This window comes from Nonomuraea sp. NPDC059007, from assembly GCF_042740555.1.
Lineage (GTDB): Bacteria > Actinomycetota > Actinomycetes > Streptosporangiales > Streptosporangiaceae > Nonomuraea.
In genome coordinates, this window is record NZ_JBHYJD010000001.1 from 245,543 (window position 1) to 263,764 (window position 18,222).

Here is an 18,222-nt window from a genome sequence, read left to right on the forward strand (position 1 = left end):
GCGAGCACATCCACACGGCCACACCCAGCCACCCAGACACCAGAACCCACACCTACGCTCCGGCATGACGCCCAACCGCCACCGTCACCACCGTCACCACCACCGGCGTCACCGTCACCGTCACCACCGTCACCACCACCGGCGTCACCGTCACCGTCACCACCGTCACCACCACCGGCGTCACCGTCACCGTCACCACCGTCACCACCACCGGCGCCCCGGAAGCGCAGCCACAGAACCGCGGACCCGCATGCGCGCCCGGGTGGAGACCTGCGGCGGCACGCGAACCCACCAGAAACACGAACCCCCATCAGCGATGCAGGCCCCATGGGTCGCGGAATCACCTCACCCCTGGCGACGGCTATCGCGTAATGCTGTCGAGGTAGGCGTCCAGGGCGGTCAGAAGGTCGAAGTCCGGCTCCAGCAACCACTGCACCTGCAGCCCGTCCAGCACGGCGATCAGCAGCGGCCCGCTCGCGCCCTCCACCACCTCGCCCCGCTCCCGAGCCTTGGCCAGCGTGGCCGAGAACAGCTCACGACTGGTCCTGTACCGCTTCGCGAAGAAGTCGTGCGCCGGATGCTGGGCATCGGCAGCCTCGGCCGACAACGTGACGAACAACCGCATGACCCCGGCCCGCCCCATGTTCCGAACCTGAAGCTCCCGCACCGCCAGCCGAAAGCTCCCCAGCTCAGCCCACTTCTCCTCGAACCACGGAATGTCGATGTCATCACGCTGCTGAAGCACCTCAGCCAGCAGGTCCTCTTTGGACGGGAAGTAATGCAACACCCCCGCCAGACTGAGCCCCACGCGCGCGGCCACGTCCCGCATGGACCCACCGCGGTAGCCCCTGACGCTGAACACCTCACGAGCGGCCTCGAGAATCTGCTCCCTGCGAGCCACCCCGACGGCATAGCGCCTCTTGGCTACCATGCAACAAACCTTACCAAAAATTACCAATCAGTCGGTAGGTTTTCCATCGCTCAGCTACCAAGCACTCGGTAGCTTTCTCCCGCGCGTCCCCGTCGCCCCCACTTTCCGGGACACCCCTCGAGCCACCCACCCGCCCCCGAGTCGTCTCTGGCCTCCACCCATCTCCGAACAGCGCACAACCACGACCACCGGATGCCGCCTGCCACCAAAGCCACCGGACCCAACCCGGGGGCCAGACCTTGCCACAGGATCCAACCGGGAGGCCGGACCTTCCTGGGCGCCGCGACACCCCCGACCGAGGTGAGCGAGCCGTCAGCCCAGCGGGCACCACGTGTACCCACCCCCGGGACGAACACTCGGCACCAGTGATGCCGACCGGGTCAGAAGTCCGGCCAGATGTGCATCCCGGACGGGCCGAGGCCTGGAGCCGGGCCAGTTGGAGAAAGCATGGCAGGGCCAGGTGCATCCATCCCGGCACACCGCATGCAGCCCCTGGATCGGGGTCAGGGCTGGGTGGCGAGGAGTTTGCGGTCGGCCAGGTCGGCGGCGGCGCGGGAGGCTATTTCGCGGGTGATCGGGTACGCGGCGAAGGCCAGGGCGCCGACTATGCCGATGGCGGCCGGGATCAGGCTTTGGGCGTACAGGATGCCCTGGATCGCTTCTGGGTCCTGAGCGACGCCGCCGCTGCGGTAGCCGGTGGCGGCCAGCGTGTACGCGAGCAGGCCGCCGCCCACACCGCTGCCCGCCTTGGTGGCGAACGAGGTCATGGCGGCGAGGGAGGCTTCGGTGCGGAAGCCGTACTGCCACTCGGTGTAGTCGGCGAGTTCGGCGAGCAGGACCAGACCCAGCGCTACGGCGCCGCCGAAACCGAAGCCCGTCAGCGCGAAGCAGGCGAGCACCGGCAGGGGGGTCGGCGGGACGGCCATCAGCAGGGCGAGGCCGGCGATGGAGACGGCGAGGCTGAGGAGGTACCAGGGTTTGGCGCCGTGCCGCCTGGCCATGACGGGGACCACGATCGCGCCGACGACCATGGGCACGGCCATGACCAGGGCCGCGGCGGAGAGGTAGGCCTGGTCGCCGATGTAGTAGAGGAAGAAGTACGGCATGGCGGCGGTGAGGGAGCCGCTGGCCGCCTGTACCGCCACTTTGGAGGTGAGCAGGATCGGGACGGCGCGGTGGGCGAAGAAGACGCGGCGTACGTCGGACAGGCGGTAGCGCTCCGGCGACAACGGCTTGACGCGCTCGCGCACGCGCACCGCCATGACGGTCACCAGGACGCAGCCCACCAGGGCGATCATGCTGACGTACGTGAGCCAGCCGCCCGTGCCGCCCCCCAGCGCCTTGACGATCGGGAGCGTGGCGCCGGTGCTCAGCGCCGCCGCCAGCAGGCCGGTGAGGCCGACGATGCTCGCGAGCTGACTTCTGGTACGCGCGTCGCCGGCCACCACGGGCAGCAACGACGTCACCGGGATCTGGAACAGATCGAGCAGCAGGCCCCACAGCAGGTAGGTGATCCAGGCGGCGAGCAGGGCGTTCGGGAACCAGGCTGGGGCGGCGAAGAGCGCCACCAGGCAGACGGCGCAGAGGATGCCGCCGATGAGCACGTAGAGGCGGAACCGGCCCCACCGAGTGACTGGTAGGTGGTCGACTAGGTAGCCCATGATCGGGTCGCTCGCGCCGTCGACGATCCTGGCCACCAGCATCAGGGTGCCTACGGCTGCCGCGCCGATGCCGACGACGTCGGTGAGGTACAGCAGGAGGAAGCCGGAGGCCGCGCCCATCAGCGCCCCACCCGCGACACCGCCGAAGAAGGCGAGCTTTTCCACCAGACCGGGCCGGTCTTCCATGCGCCCTCCAAAAACCTACCAACTGATTGGTAGCAGACAGGCTAGGTGAGCTATGTCATTCCGGTCAACGCCCCGAAACCACCCATTCTCAAGACCATCGACGGGGGTACGGCTGCCGCCTGGACGGGCGGCCGTGCCGACCCCTGTTGCCGGTCGGTGCTGTCCGTGGCACGCGAACGAGCCGGAGCAGTGCACAGAGGTGGACGGGACAGCGACGAGCAAGGCGGCGGGCCAAGAGGGCGACCAATGCAGGCCATGAGCCATGTCCACGCGTCATGGGCAGGCGCTAGTGCGGGTTTGTGCAATCTGCCTCTGGCCAAGGGGTGGTCCAGTGGTGGGTGCCGGATTGGATGGTGAAGGGGGGTGTGTGGGGGAGGGTGACCAGGGCTGTGGTGTTGGGGGGGATTACGGCGTCTGTGGTCATTGTGTTCTTGGTCAGGGTCCAGGAGAGTTCGGCCCTTCCGTACGGGGTGCGGAGGGTTGCTTGCGCGGACGTCAAGTTCGCGCCTGGGCGGGGGGACAGCAGGATGCGGCGGTAGCCCGGCGCCGCCGGGGCTATTCCGGCCACCACGCGGTGCAGCCAGTCGGCCACCGCGCCGAACGCGTAGTGGTTGAACGATGTCATCTCGCCCGGGTTCACGGTGCCGTCGGGCAGCATGCTGTCCCATCGTTCCCAGATAGTGGTGGCGCCCATCGTCACGGCGTACAGCCAGGACGGGCATTCTCGCTGGAGCAGCAGCCGGTACGCGGCCTCCACCTGCCCGGCCTCGGTCAGGGCGTCGCACACCTCCGGGGTTCCGAGGAAGCCCGTCGCTATGTGGTGGCCGCCGTCGGCCAGTACCCGGGCCAGCCGTTCGCCGGCGAACACCCGCTGCTCCCGCGTGGGAAGCAGGTCGAAGCGCAGGGCGAGCGCGTACCCGGTGGCCGAATCCCCCAGCACCATTCCCTCCGGCGACACATACGCGGCCGCGAAGGCCTGCCGGACCTGGGCTGACAGCGCGGTGTAGGGGCCGGCGTCCTGTCCCAGGACCGCCGCCGCCTGCGCGACGACCCTTGCGGAGTGCGCGAGGTAGGCGGTGGCGACAACCTCCTTGGGTGTACGCCCGTCGCCCGGCTTGTCCGGCGGCGCGGCCGGGTCCAGCCAGTCGCCGAACTGGTACCCGGTGTCCCAAACGCCATGGCCCGCCAGCTCCGCGACATGGTCGACATAGCGCCGCATGCTGGGAAACTGCCGTTCCAGGAGCCCGGCGTCGCCGTACCGCTGAAAGAGGGTCCAGGGGACCAGGACGGCGGCGTCGCCCCACCCGGCGGCGGCGATCACGGCGCGCTCACCGAGCACGTTGGGGACCACGACGGGGACGGCGCCGCTCGGCGCCTGTTCGGCGGCGAGGTCGGCCAGCCATGAGGTGAGCATTCCGGCGCAGTCGTGCAGGAAGGCGGCGGCGGGGGTGAAGACCTGGAGGTCGCCGGTCCAGCCGAGGCGTTCGTCGCGCTGGGGGCAGTCGGTGGGCAGGTCGAGGAAGTTGCCGCGCATGCTCCACACCACGTTCTCGTGCAGGCGGTTGACCAGCGGGTCCGAGCACTCGAAGTGGCCGGTGCGCTCCATGTCGGTGTGGCAGACGACGGCGCGGACCAGCGCCGGGTCCACGGGTCCTTCGACGGAGGCGTAGCGGAAGCCGTGGAAGGTGAAGCGCGGTTCCCAGACCTCTTCGGCGTCGCCGCGCAGGATGTAGACGTCGGTGGCGGCGGCGGTGCGCAGGGGGCGGACGGACAGTTCACCCGCCTCCAGCACCTCCGCGTGGCGCAGGACGACGCGCTCGCCCGCCTGCCCGCGGGCGGTGATCCGCAGGCGGCCGACGAGGTTCTGGCCGAAGTCGAGGATGGTCTGTCCCGAGGGGGAGGTCAGGATCTCCGTCGGGGCGAGTTCCTGGGTACGGCGCACCGGCGGGCCGCTGGGCGCCACCAGCGTGGACAGGTCGTGCTCCAGCGGGTCCACGGGGCGCCAGTCGGCGGGCGTCCGCAGGCGGGCGTCGTGGGTCTCGCCGTCGTAGATGCCGCTGGCCAGGATGGGGCCGGGGGCGCATTGCCAGCCGGGGCCGGTGCCGTACCGCTGGACGGTGCCGTCGGCGTAGGTGATCTCCAGCTGGGCCAGCAGCGCGAGGCGCTCACCGTAGACCGCGACGGTACCGCCCTGGAAACCCAGGCGGCCCCGGTACCAGCCCTCGCCGAGGATCGCGCCGAGCGTGTTGGGGCCGGGGCGCAGGAGCGGGGTGACGTCGTAGGTCTGGTAGCGCAGGCGGTGGGTGTAGCTGGTCCAGCCGGGCGCCATGACGTGGTCGCCGACCGTGACGCCGTTGAGCTCGATCTCGTAGACGCCGAGCGCGGTGGCGTAGAGCCTGGCCGACGTTACGGCGGGCCGTACCGTGAACTCGCCGCGCAGGAGTTGCTCCTCGCCCGGCGGCGCGACGAAGCGCGCGGTCCAGTCGGCCGGGCCGAGCAGGCCGGCCTCGGCGACGGCGGGCGGGCTCCAGTCCGACCACGCGCCCTCCGCGTCGCGCACGCGGACGCGGACCTCCACGCGCTCGCGGGCGGCCAGCGGCGCGAACGGCCACGGGACCAATACCGACTCCGCCGACTCGACCAGGACGCGCTCGCCGCGTGCCGAGATCTCGTAGGCGCTCTGGTGCCATCCTGGGCTTTCGCAATCAACGATCCAGGAGAGTCTCGGACGGCTTTCGCCCAGGCCAAGAGCGTCGTCGAGGTGTTCGAAGCGGGGAGCTGCGATGTCCATGAGGCATGCTTACTTACAACTAAGTAAGTTGTCCATATGAAGAACCGTAAGGAGGAGATCGCGGCCGTGGCCGCCGAACTCTTCGCCCGCACCGGCTTCCGCGGCACCGGGATGACCGAGATCGCCCAGCGTGTGGGCATCACCGAGCCGGGGCTGCTCTACCACTTCCGCAACAAGGAGGGCCTGCTGCGCGCGGTCATCGAATGGCGCGACGGCAGGAGCCTTGACTTCGCCCGCGAGGCTGCGGCGCTCGGCGGGCTGGACACGATCCGCGAGATGCCCGCCTTCGCCCGGCGCAACCGGGAGGAACGCGGGCTGACCAAGCTGTTCGCGGTCCTGGTGGCGGAGAACCTGGAGCCCGGCGCGCCCGCGCACGAGTACTTCCGCGAGCGCTACCGGGCGATGCGCGCCCTGGTGGCAGGAGCGCTGCGGACGGGCCAGGAGCGCGGCGAGATCCGGGCGGACCTCGACCCGGAGGGCAAGGCGGCCGAGATCATCGCCACGCTCGACGGCCTGGCCACCCAATGGCTGCTGGATCCCGAGCAGGTGGACCTGGTCGAGCGCATCGAGGCGTACGCGCTGTCGCTCCAGCACGACCTGCCCTAAACCCAGAGGGCGTGCACCTCCGCGCGATTGTCCTCCACGACCGCCGATTCGGCGTCGAAGACCATCGTCGGCCGGGTCGAGGGGTTCCACGCGGGCCAGCCCGGCTCCCCGGTGGTGGCGAAGCGCACCCACGCCGCGTGCATCTCGTCGGCCAGGCCCTGCGGCGGGTTCTCCCCCACCATCAAGCGCGACTCGGGCATGGCCAGCGCGTCGAAGACGAACGGGATCTCCATGGCGTGGGCCGCGCCCAAGTCCCGCTCGGGCGAGCGCCAGGCGAACTCGTACAGCCACGTGCGCCCGATCGGCCGTCCCTCGGCCAGGCGGCGGTTGGCCAGCCGTACCAGGCGGTCGGTGAGCACGAGCCCGAACACCTCGCCCGGCTTCGCCCCCTGGTACAGCGCCTGATAGCCGCGCCAGACCCGCCCCTTCACCCCCATCTTGAGCATCGCCAGGCGGGCCATCAGCGGCCCCATACGGTCGACGCCGCCGTTCGGCACGAACCACAGCCGATACTCCTCCGTGGTGTGCCCGATCAGCACCTCCACCTCGGGGTCGACGTTCTCCTCCGGCGGCCCGGCGACCAGCTCGCCGTCGATCACGGGCCCCAGCTCGGGCCCGCCGGCCAGGCCGCTCCTGCTCATGACCGCGGCCTGCGCGTCGAGCAGCCGCTCCTGGTCCACGTCGGCGAAGGCGGCGGCGGTCGCGGGCACGCCGAGGCGGCGGGCGATCTGGCCGGTCGCCTTCCTGACGGCCGCGCGATGGCCGGCGGCGGGCCCGCCGCTCTGGATGATCGCCCGGTTCAGCAGCCGCCGGGCCGCCGGTACGCCGAGCAGTACCCCGAGGTCGATCGCGCCGGCCGACTCGCCGAAGACGGTGACGTTGTCCGGATCGCCGCCGAACGCCTCGATGTTCTCCCGTACCCAGGTCAGCGCGGCGATCTGGTCGAGCAGCCCGCGGTTGTCCGGCGCGTCGGGGAAACTGGCCCAGCCCTCGACGCCCAGCCGGTAGTTGATCGCCACCATCACCACGCCGTCGCGGGCGAACGCGCCGCCGTCGTACAGGGGGACGGCGTTGGAGCCGTTGCGGTTGGAGCCGCCGTGGATCCACACCATGACCGGCCGGCGCCCGTCGAGTCCGGGTGTCCAGAGGTTGAGGTTGAGACAGTCCTCGCCCGGGATGGCCACCTCGGCGAGGATCTCGTCCAGCGGCGGGCGGTAGCCGCGCTTGGCCGCCGTGGGGCCGTTGGCGAGCGCGTCGCGCACGCCCTCCCATGGTTGCGGCGGCTCGGGCGCGCGGAAGCGCAGCTCGCCGAAGGGCGGTGCGGCGTACGGCACGCCGCGGAAGACGGCGACGCCATCCTCCAGCTGGCCGCGCAGCTTGCCCGGCCGGGTCTCGACGATGATCTCCATGGCGCCTGCCTTCAGCGATAAGGGCGGTGGCTCCATTTTCCTGGAATCTCGTTCTAACGGCACTGGGCCATAGACACGGCTTTCCGGTCAGGGTTTGGGCGCTGGCACAAGCCGGTGGCCGATCAGGGCGGCGTACAGGGCGGCCACGTCCCCGGGGCGCTCCAGCGACCGGCCGGTGAGGCGTTCGATCCTGCTCAGCCGGTTGCGGACGGTGTTGCGGTGGCAGTAGAGCCTTCGGGCCAGCTCCGAGGTGGACTCGCCGCTCTCCATCCACGCCGACAGCACCTCCAGCAGGGCCTCGGCGTCGGGGCGGTCGAGTACGGGGCCGAGTACCGCGGCGGTGACCCGTTCGGCCAGGTCGGGGGCGGCCGCGACGAGCGCGCCGATCGGGCGGCTGTCCACCGTGGCCGCCTCCCTGCTGCCCGGTGGCAGTCCCGCCCACACGAGCCTGGCCAGGCGGAAGGCGGCGGCGGTCTGCGGCAACCGTTCGTAGGGGGCGCTGATCCCGATCCTGCCGCGCCCGGCCAGCGCCGCCCGCACCGCACCCGAGTCGGCCACGATGCCCACCTGGTCGTCGGCGCGCAGCCGCCACGCGCCGCGCAGCCCGATCGTGGACAACGGCACCGCCGGGTCGGCCACCACGCACACGTACGGCCCGCGCGCCGGCAGCCCGAGCGCGTGCGCGCTGCCGCCCAGCACACTCCAGTCGGTGACCCGCCCCTCGATCAGGGCGTCGAGCAGCACCTGGCGCTCGCGCTCGTCCTGCCTGGCCAGCTCCAGCATGGCCTCGTGGTAGCTGTCGGTGACCGCCACGGAGTAGCCGTCGATGAGCGACCAGACCTCGGTCATCGAGGTGGCGAGCGTCTCGACCGGGTAGCCGGGGGCGGCCATGGCCCGCTCGACCAGACTCTCCCAGACCACCCGGAACCCGATGCGGTAGGCGTGCAGCACCGTGCCCAGCGGCACCCCCTGCTCGGCCCGGCGGCGCGCGGTCTCCCTGGACGCCACGGCCTTGACGGGACGCTGTTCCGCCAGGTCGAGCAGGTGTTCGTCGAGGTTGCGCCGGTTGTACTCGCGCACCTCGGCCAGCCGTTCCGCCGGCATGGCCGCGTAGGTCTCGTCCTCGGCCACGATGGCGGCGAACATGCGGTCGGCGAGCCCCTCCACGTCCTCCAGCAGCTCGGCGGCCAGGCGCGCGATCCGTGGGTCACCCATGTGCGGCAGCATAACGGCCATCCCTTGTGCCACCGCACATGAGCCCAGGTCAACGGCACGTACGACGCGGGTCCGCACCGCAGGTCCGCTGTAGGTCAGGGGGTCATGATGGCGGTGACCGCGTTCACGACGGTCGTGCGCCACTCGCGTGAGGAGGCCAGCATCCCGGTCAGGGTGTGTGAGCCGTGGACGTGCCCGGGGAACTCGCGGAAGGTCACCGGCACCCCTGCCTCGGCCAGCCGCGCAGCATAGCGGCGGGCGTCGCCGGCCAGCGGGTCGCACTCGGCCGAGAGGATCACCGCGGGCGGCAGCCCGGTCAGGTCGGCGGCGTGCAGCGGCGAGGCGATGGGGTCGGTGGCGTCGTGCCCGGACAGGTAGGTGCCCACGCACCACTCCAACTCGGACTTCGTCAGCACGTGCCCCTCGGCGTAGGTCTCCACGGTGGGTGAGGACATCGTCAGGTCGAAGGCGGGGATCTCCATCACCTGGATCACCGGCATGGGCCCGCCCCGCTCCTTGGCCAGCAGCGACACGGCCGCGCTCAGGTTGCCGCCGGCGCTCTCGCCGCCCACGCCCACCCGCGTGGGGTCGAACCCGAGCCGCCCGGCCTGCTCGACGGTCCACTCGAACGCGCGGTAGCAGTCCTCGGCGGGAACGGGGAAGGGGAACTCGGGCGCCAGCCGGTAGTCCACGTTGACCACCACGACGCCGGCGCCCGCGGCGATGGCGCGTGAGCGGCGGTCGCTGTCGTCGATCGTGCCCATCAGCCAGCCGCCGCCGTGGAAGAGCACCATCGCCCCGGCGTTCTCCTCCGCCGGACGGTACACGCGCACGGTGATCTCGCCGTCCGGGCCGGCGACCTTGACCTTCTCCTCGAAGACCGTCGCGATCTCGGGCTCCACCTGCACGTAGTCGCCATAGGGGTTGACCCCTTCCGCCTTGCGCTCGGCGTTCATGCGGCGGCGGGCGACGGGGTCGTGGGGGGCCGGAGGCTGGGAGTGGATCATGGCGATCAGGGGGGCGATCTGCGGGTCGACGGGCATGTGAACTCCTCGGATCGGCATCGTTACCAAAAGCCTACCAATTGATAGGTAGTTTTTGTTAGCCTCGCCACACCCCCATCCGAGGAGGTTCCGATGCCGAGATCTCGCGGGACGGCCTTGGCGGCCGCCGCCGTCGCCCTCGCAGTCACGGGCACCGCATGTTCCGGCGGCGCTGCCGAACGCGCCGCCACGGCGGAGCGCATGCTCACCCTGGCCGTAGCGGCCGACGTCTCGTCCTGGGACCCAGCCGTCGGCGCCGGGGGCAACTCCCTGGGCTACCTGCAGGCCGTCTACTCGTCCCTGACCACGCTCAACGCCGACTTCTCCGTCTCGCCCGGCGTGGCCACCACCTGGGCCTACGACCAGCCCAAGACCACGCTGACCATGACCATCCGCGAGGGCCTGACCTTCTCCGACGGCACCGCGCTCGACGCCGCCGCGGTCAAGGCGAACCTGGATCGCGGGCTGAGCACACCGGGCGCCACCCAGTCGGCGCTGGCCGGCATCGCGAGCGTCGAGGCCACCGGCCCGGCAGAGCTGACGGTCAAGCTCAAGAAGCCCGATCCCGGCCTGCTCTACCAGCTCTCGATGGTGCCCGGCATGATCGCCAGCCCCAAGGCCTTCGCCACACTCAAGACCAACCCGGTGGGCAGCGGGCCGTACGTGCTGGACCTGAACGCCAGCACCCGCGGCACGTCCTACACCTTCACCCGCAACCCCAAGTACTCCCTGCCGGCCACGTTCGGCTTCGACAAGCTGGTGATGAAGGCGCTGCCCGACACCAACGCGATGGCCAACGCCGCGCTCAGCGGCCAGGTCGACGCCGGCGGCGTGCCCATGGCCAGCCTGCCGCAGGTTCAGGGCGCGGGCCTGGAGCACAGGAAGATGCCCGGCCTGATCATGGGCATGTGGATCGTCGACCGCGCGGGCAAGCTTGCTCCCCCGCTGGCCAAGGTCAAGGTACGGCAGGCCATAAACCACGGCCTCGACGCCGAGGGCATTCTCAAGGCGGTCGACAAGGGCAACGGCGACCGGCGTACCCAGATGTTCGCCGCCGGCACCCCCGCCTACCTGGCCGCGCTCAACTCCCGCTACCCCTACGACCCGGACAAGGCCAAGCGGCTGCTGGCCGAGGCGGGCTACCCGGACGGCTTCGAGCTCACCCTGCCCAGCGAGAACACCTACGTGCCCGCGCTCTACCCGATCGTCGCCCAGCAGCTCGGCCAGATCGGCATCAAGGTGAAGTACAAGCCGGTCTCCAGCAACCTGATCACCCAGCAGTACCTGGCCGGCACCTACCCGGCCTTCATGTACACCTACACCGCCACCGAGAACTGGCTGGACGCCTCGCTGTTCCTGGCCAAGGGCGGGGTCTTCAACCCGTTCCACGTGGAGGACCCGGTGGTCGCCAAGCTCATGGACCGGATCGCCGTCGCGGAGGAGGCCGAGCGCGGCAGGCTGTTCCAGGAGCTCAACACCCATGTGGTGGAGCAGGCGTGGTTCGCCCCGCTGTACGCCGCCACCAACCTCATGGTCTGGAAGAAGGACAAGGTCAGGATCGACGCCGCGGCCGACCAGATCTTCGTCTTCCTGCGCGACTACCACCCGGTGGGCTGAGGTGCTCAGGCTGCTGTCGCGGCGGCTGATCGCGGCGGGCGTCCTGCTCGTCGTCATCACCGCGCTCACCTCGCTGCTCACCACGCTGGTGCCCGACCCCACGCACAACCTGCTCGGCATGACGGCCACGCCCGAGCAGGTCGCCGCCAAGCGGGTGGAGCTCGGGCTGGACCGGCCGGTCAGCGTGCGCTACCTGGACTGGCTGGGCGGGGCCGTACGGGGGGATCTGGGGGTGTCGTGGTTCACCGGGCTGCCGGTGGTCGAGACGATCACCGCCCGGCTGCCCGTCACGGTCTCGCTGGCGGTCATCGCGACGCTGGTCTCGGCGGTGGCCGGCATCGCCTTCGGCATGGCGGCGGCGCTGCGGCGCGGCTGGCTGGACCGGGCTCTGCAGGTCGCGGCGGCGCTCGGCTTCGCCGTACCGGGGATGTGGGTGGCGTTGCTGCTGGTCATCGTGTTCGCGGTGCAGTTGCGGTGGCTTCCCGCGACCGGGTACGTGGCGTTCGCGGAGAGCCCGGCCGACTGGGCGCGTTCGCTGCTGCTGCCGGTCGTGGCGATCGCCGCCGGGTCGGTGGCGGCCGTGGCGGCGCAGACCCGCAACGCGGTGGCGGCCGTGCTGAACCAGGACTACGTGCGCACGCTGCGCAGCCGGGGCCTGCCCCGGCGCCGGCTGCTGCTGCGCCACGTGCTGCGCAACGCCGCGCCCACGGCGCTGACCGTGGTCAGCCTGCAGTTCATCGGCCTGCTCGGCGGGGCCATCATCGTCGAGCAGATCTTCGCGATCAACGGGCTCGGCAGCCTGGCCGCCGCCGCCTCCAGCCGCTCCGACATCCCGGTGGTGCTGGGCGTGGTGGTGGTCGGCGTGCTCATCGTGCTCACCGTCAACCTGGTCGTCGACCTGCTGGTGAGCTGGCTCGACCCGAAGGTGCGCACCCCATGAGCCTTCTCAGAAGACCCGCCGCGCTCGTGGCCGCCGTCGTGTTGCTGCTGGTCGTGGTCGCGGCGGTGGCCGGGGCGTGGCTGGCGCCGTACGGGCCGGACGAGGTGGACCTGCGCGCCGCGCTGGCCGGTCCCGGCCCCGGGCATCCGCTGGGCGGCGACGGCTCCGGCCGCGACGTGCTCAGCCGACTGCTGCACGGCACCCGTGCCACCGTGTCGGGCGCGCTGCTGGCGGCCGGGGTGGCGCTGGTGATGGGCGTCGTGGCCGGGACGCTGGCCGGATATTTCGCTCGATGGGCGGACGCGGTGGCGAGCTGGTTGTTCAACCTGCTGATGGCGCTGCCGGCGTTCATCGTCGTTCTGGCCTTCGTCGCGGTGATGGGCCCGGACCTCGTCGGCACCATGGCGTTCGTCGGCTTCCTGGCCTCGCCGTCCATCTACCGGCTCGTCCGCGCCGCGACCATGCGGGTGCGCGGCGAGTTCTACATCGACGCCGCCCGCGTGTCCGGGCTGTCCGACCTGCGCGTCGTGCGCAGGCACGTGCTGCCGGTGGTCCGCTCGGCGATCATCGTGCAGGCGCCGCTGCTGTTCGGCGCGGCCCTGCTGCTCCAGGCCGGCATCGACTTCCTCGGCCTCGGCGAGCCCGGCGCGGCGAGCTGGGGAGCGATGCTCAACGACGCCGCCGCCAACGTCTTCCGCGCCCCATGGCTGTCGATCTGGCCGGGTCTGGCCATCGCCGCGACCGTGCTCGCGGTGACGGTCCTCGGCAACGCCGTACGCGACGCGCTCGAGGACACCCCGATCCAGGCGGCGGGCCGCGCCCCCTCTACCCGTCGGCCCGCCGCCTCCTCCCCCGCCCCGGCCCTCGCCGACGGCGCCCTGCTCGCCGTCTCCGGCCTCACGGTCACGCACCGTACGGCCGGCGGCGAGGTCACCGTCGTCGACGGCGTCGACCTCCAGGTACGGCCGGGCGAGGTCGTCGGCCTGGTCGGCGAGTCCGGCTCGGGCAAGACCCAGACCGTCCTCGCCGCCCTCGGCCTGCTGCCGCCGAGCGGCCGGGTCGCCGCCGGTTCGGTCCGCTTCGCCGGGGCCGAACTGACCAAGCTGACCGAACGCGAGCTGAACCGCGTCCGCGGCCCCCGCATCGGCTACGTCTCCCAGGAGCCGATGTCCAACCTCGACCCGAGCTTCCGCGTGGGCAGCCAGCTCGTCGAGCCGCTGCGCGCGCACCTCGGCCTGTCCGGGCGGGCCGCCCGCCGCCGGGCGCTCGAACTGCTGGCCAGGGTGGGGATCGCCGAGCCCGAGCGCATCTACCGCGCCTACCCGCACGAGATCTCCGGCGGCACCGCCCAGCGCGTGCTCATCGCCGGAGCCATCTCCTGCGACCCCGAGCTGCTGGTGGCCGACGAGCCCACCACGGCGCTGGACGTCACCGTGCAGGCCGAGGTGCTCGACCTGCTGCGTTCCCTGCGCGGTGAACGCGACATGGCGGTGCTGCTGGTGACCCACGACCTGGGCGTGGTGGCGGACATGTGCGACCGGGTCACGGTGATGCGCGACGGGCGCCTCGTGGAGAGCGCGCCCACGCGGACGCTGTTCGCCCAGCCGGCGCAGCCGTACACGAAGGATCTGCTGGCAGCCAACCCGCACAACGCCGCGCGGCGGGAGCGGAGCGCGGCGGTCGGGGCGCCGCTGCTGGAGATCGACCGGCTGCGGGTGGACTATCCGCAGCGCGGGCTGCGGCGCCCGCCGGTGCGGGTGCTCAAGGAGGTCAGCCTGACCGTCGGCGAGGGCGAGACGCTCGGGCTGGTCGGCGAGTCCGGCTCGGGCAAGACGACGCTCGGCCGCGCGGTGCTGGGCCTCGCGCCGGTCGTCGGCGGCTCCATCCGGTACGGCGGGCAGCCGCTTCCCGCCCGCCGTGCCCGCGCCCGCCAGATCCAGGCGGTCTTCCAGGACCCGTTCAGCTCGCTCAACCCGGCCATGAGCATCCACGACATCCTGGTCGAGCCGCTGCTCGCGCACGGCGTGGCCGACCGGGCGGAGGCCGACCGGCGCATCGCCCTGCTGCTCGACCGGGTCGAGCTGCCGGCCGGCACCGGCGCGCGGCGCGCCCGCGAGCTGTCCGGCGGGCAGCGCCAGCGGGTGGCCATCGCCCGCGCGCTCGCCCTCGGCCCGCGCCTGATCATCTGCGACGAACCCGTCTCGGCGCTCGACGTCTCGACGCAGGCGCAGGTGCTCGGCCTGCTCACCGAGATCCAGCGCGACACCGGGGTGAGCTATCTGTTCATCTCGCACGATCTGGCGGTGGTGCGCAACGTCAGCGACCGGGTCGCGGTCATGTCGCGGGGCGTGCTGGTCGAGACCGGCGACGCCGAGCAGGTGACCACCGAGCCGCGTGATCCGTACACGCGGCGGCTGCTGCTGTCGGCGCTGGTGCCCGATCCGGACCGGCAGGCGGCCCGGCGCGCGGCCCGGCTCGGCCTGGCCGCGAAGGAGCAGGCGTGATCGACAGGGAGCGGCTGGTGCGGCGGCACTCGGTGGTGCTCACGTCCTGGCATCCCTCGTGCACGCTCAGCCTGGGCAACGGCGACTTCGCGGTCAACGTGGACGTGACCGGGCTGCAGACGTTCCCGGAGGCGCACGAGCTGCCGCCTCGGCGCAGGCCTCAGGTCTTCGACGCCGACGACTTTCCGGTGCCGCTGCGGATCCAGTCGAGCTGGGGGTGGTACTCCACCGATCCCGGCGTGCCGTACCGGCTGGAGGAGGCGGCGACGGGCTATTCCACCCGCACCCGCACGGTGCGCTACCCCGACCGGATGCGGATCGGGGCGGACGGCGTGGCCTCCGCCGACGCGGGCGGCTGGCTGTACGCCAATCCGCGGCGGCTCGATCTCGGGCGGATCGGGCTGCGGTTCGACCCGGCGCTGGAGCTGACCGACCCGCGCGTGGAGCTCGACCTGTGGACGGGCAGCGTGCGCTCGGCCTTCCTGCTCGGCGGGCAGCCGGTCGAGGTGCGGACCGTGGTCCATCCCGAGCTGGACGTGGTCGCCGCGCGGGTGCGCTCGCCGTTGCTCGCGGCCGGTGCGCTGGGCGTCGCGATCACCTTTCCCGGGCAGACCGATCCGCTCTCCCCGGGCGAGCGGCTGGCGCAGACCACCTGCTACGGGCCGGACGGGATCGTGCGCGAGGTCGGTGACGCGCGCTACCACGTGCGGGTGCGGACCGACGGGCGCTGGGGGCCCGGCCCGGTGGTGGGCACCGGGGCGGCGGAGCTGAGGCTGAGCGCCGCCTTCTCCGCCGAGGCGCCGGACGAGCCGCCCGCCTTCGACGCGGTGGCGCGGGCGGCGGCCGGGCACTGGCGGGCGTACTGGATGTCCGGCGCGGCGGTCAGCTTCGAGGGGAGCGCCGATCCGCGGGCGGGCGAGCTGGAGCGGCGGGTGGTGCTCTCGCAGTACCTGACCGCCGTGCACTGCTCGGGGTCGGCGCCGCCGCAGGAGTCGGGGCTCGTGCACAACTCCTGGGGCGGCAAGTTCCATCTGGAGATGCACTGGTGGCACGCCGCCCACTTCGTCCTGTGGGGACGGCCCGAGCTGCTCGAACGCGGTCTCGGCTGGTACCGCGAGATCCTGGGCTCGGCCCGCCGGACCGCCGCGGAGCAGGGGTACTCCGGCGCGCGCTGGCCCAAGCAGGTCGGCCGGGACGGCCGCGAGGCGCCCAGCCCGATCGGCGCCTTCCTCATCTGGCAGCAGCCGCATCCGATCCACTACGCCGAACTGCTCCGGCACAACGGCGTGCCCGGGGCGCTGGAACGCTACGCCGACCTGGTCTTCGCCACAGCCGAGTTCATGGCCTCCTACGCCGAGCCGGACGAGGACGGCGTCCACCACCTCGGGCCGCCGCTGGTCCCGGCGCAGGAGACGTACTTCCCCGGCCGGGCCCGCACCGCCGACCCCACCTTCGAGCTGGCCTACTGGCACTGGGGCCTGCGGGTCGCGCAGGAATGGCGCGAGCGGCTCGGCCTGGAGCGGGAGCCCGGGTGGGACGCGGTGCTGCGCGGTCTTGCCAGGCCGCTGGTGCGCGACGGTGTGTACGCGGCGGTCGCCACCGAGCCGTACACGCTGACCGACGACCACCCGTCGATGCTCATGGCACTCGGCTTCCTGCCCGCCACCCCGCTGATCGACCCCGGGGTCATGTCGGCCACGTTCGACCACGTGCTGCGTACCTGGGATCTGGGGAGCACGTGGGGATGGGACTACCCGGTGCTGGCCATGTGCGCCACCCGGCTCGGCCGTCCGGGCGACGCGGTCGACGCGCTGCTCATGGACACCCGCAAGAACCACTACCTGCCCACCGGGCACGTGCCGCAGTTTCCCGGCGGGCTGTCGGTCTATCTGCCGGCCAACGGCGGGCTGCTCGTGGCCGTGGCGCTCATGGCCGGCCGGTTTCCTGAGGGGTGGCGGGTGTCGCACGAAGGGCTGGGGACGTTCCCGCCGTGACCGCGCGGCGGTCGAGCGCCTGGGCCCATTTGACCGCGACGGCCGCGACCTGGATCAGCTCGGTGCGCAGCGCCTCGGGGTCGGACTCCGCGAACGCCTCAAGCACCTCTTCGGCCAGGATGTGCCGCCAGGTCAGCGTGCCGTCGTCACCCGCGGCCGAGGTCTCGCGCTTGGCGGCGTCGGCGGCGGGCGTACGGGAAGGGGAGGTTCCATCGGGGATGTCCTGGATGCCCCAGCGCACGTCCTGGGCCCGCCGCTCGCCGGCGATCTCGTCGAGGACGCGCGCCAGCGAGCCGGGCAGGCCGTAGTCTCCGTCGTTCACAGGGTCTCCAGCACACGGAAGCGTTCGGTCACCACGAGGGTGTCGTCGTCGATCACGGGCGCGCGGCCCAGGTAGGCCACGTGCTCGGGGCTGAGCCAGAACCGCTCGTGCCCGGCCCGCCACTCGGCGACCCCGGCGTAGTCCTCGCCCTCGTCGTGGGCGAAGCGCTCGTCGATCTCCCGGATCGGCACCACCTTCACCTCGGTGGTCTCCAGCAGCGCCACGCGCCGCCCGGCCGAGTCGATCAGCGCGTCCCAGGAGCCCGCCACCGGCAGGGGCTCGTCCTCGTGCTCGTAGTCGGCCAGCAGCGAACTCGTCGCGGTCTTGCGCCCGGCCAGGATCGCCGCGACCAGTTCGTCCCGCAGCGGCCCCGGGTAGGCGAACTCCGCCTCCCCGACCTCCCCGAACGGGAAGCACGCCCGCCGCCGCCACATCTCGCCGTCGAAGACCTCCAGCGTCACGCCGCTGGCCCGCATCCGCACCGGCAGCCCGCTCAGGCCGCGCTCGATCGCGTCCGCGCCCTCGTCGTCCAGCCCCTGCCCAACCGTGAGGTGCGGCGTGATCTCCCCATATTTCCCCTGGTACGGCCGCGCCTGCGGCCACCGCGCCACCACTGCCTCGGTCAGCTTCCTGACCGGCTCCGCCGGCTCGGGAGCCAGGTAGACCACGCCGGGAAAACGCGCGAGCCGCTCGAAGACCAGATCGAAGCGTTCGCGGGCGGCGAACAGCTCGCGCAGCGCGCCCTCGTCCACCCGGGAGGCGTCGAGGAACGGGTAGAGCACGGTCACGTGGGCGGGCACGCCGTAGGCGGTCGACGGGTCGTAGCGCCGCCGCCACGGGCCCACGACCTGCTCGGCGGCGGGCACGGTGACCGTCAGGGCGGTCTCGCCTCGGGTGAACATGGCCGGAAGTATCCCACGGGGCCGGTGTTCGAGCCGCGACTCAGGATGATCACCCTTGACCTGGCATTACCCCTGGAAGAAAAGTTTGTTTACCAAAGGAA

Annotated in this window: 14 protein-coding genes; 5 read left to right on the top strand and 9 right to left on the bottom strand. The window is 71.9% G+C overall.

Translation table 11 applies throughout. The annotated features are described in order from the left end of the window. Positions 1 to 52 precede the first annotated feature (52 nt). From ACFWY5_RS01180 to ACFWY5_RS01195, 4 genes are all read right to left on the bottom strand, one after another. Positions 53 to 208, bottom strand: a complete 156-nt coding sequence (locus ACFWY5_RS01180) for a hypothetical protein (RefSeq protein ID WP_379630224.1) — start codon at positions 206 to 208, stop codon at positions 53 to 55. A 153-nt stretch (positions 209 to 361) separates the two neighbouring features. After that, positions 362 to 931 (bottom strand): TetR/AcrR family transcriptional regulator, encoded by a 570-nt coding sequence (locus tag ACFWY5_RS01185; RefSeq protein WP_379610432.1) that lies wholly within the window; start codon positions 929 to 931, stop codon positions 362 to 364. 503 nt (positions 932 to 1,434) lie between these two features. Then, positions 1,435 to 2,778, bottom strand: coding sequence for an MFS transporter (locus tag ACFWY5_RS01190; protein ID WP_379610433.1), 1,344 nt, complete (start codon positions 2,776 to 2,778; stop codon positions 1,435 to 1,437). A 286-nt stretch (positions 2,779 to 3,064) separates the two neighbouring features. Further along, a complete protein-coding gene (locus tag ACFWY5_RS01195; protein ID WP_379630225.1) occupies positions 3,065 to 5,569 on the bottom strand; it encodes a family 78 glycoside hydrolase catalytic domain in 2,505 nt (834 codons plus the stop codon). 36 nt (positions 5,570 to 5,605) lie between these two features. On the opposite strand from ACFWY5_RS01195, the gene ACFWY5_RS01200 reads away from it, so the two are divergent. Beyond that, positions 5,606 to 6,175 carry a TetR/AcrR family transcriptional regulator gene (locus ACFWY5_RS01200; protein WP_379610436.1) on the top strand — a complete coding sequence of 190 codons (570 nt, stop codon included), beginning with the start codon at positions 5,606 to 5,608 and terminating at the stop codon, positions 6,173 to 6,175. On the opposite strand, the gene ACFWY5_RS01205 is transcribed toward ACFWY5_RS01200, so the two are convergent. The 3 genes from ACFWY5_RS01205 to ACFWY5_RS01215 all read right to left on the bottom strand — a co-directional run bounded on the left by ACFWY5_RS01205 (position 6,172) and on the right by ACFWY5_RS01215 (position 9,842). Continuing rightward, on the bottom strand, positions 6,172 to 7,584 hold the full coding sequence (locus tag ACFWY5_RS01205) for a carboxylesterase/lipase family protein (RefSeq protein ID WP_379610437.1): 1,413 nt from the start codon (positions 7,582 to 7,584) through the stop codon (positions 6,172 to 6,174). The two genes, ACFWY5_RS01200 and ACFWY5_RS01205, sit on opposite strands and share 4 nt — an antisense overlap. A gap of 87 nt (positions 7,585 to 7,671) precedes the next feature. Beyond that, positions 7,672 to 8,799 (bottom strand): PucR family transcriptional regulator, encoded by a 1,128-nt coding sequence (locus ACFWY5_RS01210; protein ID WP_379630226.1) that lies wholly within the window; start codon positions 8,797 to 8,799, stop codon positions 7,672 to 7,674. Between the two features lie 95 nt (positions 8,800 to 8,894). Further along, entirely contained in the window at positions 8,895 to 9,842 is a 948-nt protein-coding gene (locus ACFWY5_RS01215; protein ID WP_379610439.1) for an alpha/beta hydrolase, read from the bottom strand. A gap of 93 nt (positions 9,843 to 9,935) precedes the next feature. Between ACFWY5_RS01215 and ACFWY5_RS01220 the strand changes: the two genes are divergently transcribed. From ACFWY5_RS01220 to ACFWY5_RS01235, 4 genes are read left to right on the top strand one after another with little or no spacing between them, the layout of a single operon-like run. After that, positions 9,936 to 11,459, top strand: a complete 1,524-nt coding sequence (locus tag ACFWY5_RS01220) for an ABC transporter substrate-binding protein (RefSeq protein WP_379610440.1) — start codon at positions 9,936 to 9,938, stop codon at positions 11,457 to 11,459. Position 11,460: 1 nt separating this feature from the next. Then, complete coding sequence (locus ACFWY5_RS01225; RefSeq protein ID WP_379630227.1) at positions 11,461 to 12,399, top strand: ABC transporter permease; 939 nt, start codon at positions 11,461 to 11,463, stop codon at positions 12,397 to 12,399. Beyond that, the gene (locus ACFWY5_RS01230; RefSeq protein WP_379630228.1) at positions 12,396 to 14,903 is read left to right on the top strand and encodes a dipeptide ABC transporter ATP-binding protein; all 2,508 of its coding nucleotides are present in this window, start codon (positions 12,396 to 12,398) and stop codon (positions 14,901 to 14,903) included. Before ACFWY5_RS01225 ends, ACFWY5_RS01230 begins: the two co-directional genes overlap by 4 nt. Further along, positions 14,900 to 16,897 carry a hypothetical protein gene (locus ACFWY5_RS01235; RefSeq protein WP_379630229.1) on the top strand — a complete coding sequence of 666 codons (1,998 nt, stop codon included), beginning with the start codon at positions 14,900 to 14,902 and terminating at the stop codon, positions 16,895 to 16,897. Before ACFWY5_RS01230 ends, ACFWY5_RS01235 begins: the two co-directional genes overlap by 4 nt. Here the strand turns inward: ACFWY5_RS01235 and ACFWY5_RS01240 are convergent. Next, positions 16,830 to 17,219, bottom strand: a complete 390-nt coding sequence (locus ACFWY5_RS01240; protein WP_379630230.1) for a hypothetical protein — start codon at positions 17,217 to 17,219, stop codon at positions 16,830 to 16,832. The two genes, ACFWY5_RS01235 and ACFWY5_RS01240, sit on opposite strands and share 68 nt — an antisense overlap. Continuing rightward, a complete protein-coding gene (locus tag ACFWY5_RS01245) occupies positions 17,216 to 18,121 on the bottom strand; it encodes a 2'-5' RNA ligase family protein (protein ID WP_379630231.1) in 906 nt (301 codons plus the stop codon). Before ACFWY5_RS01245 ends, ACFWY5_RS01240 begins: the two co-directional genes overlap by 4 nt. Positions 18,122 to 18,222 lie beyond the last annotated feature (101 nt).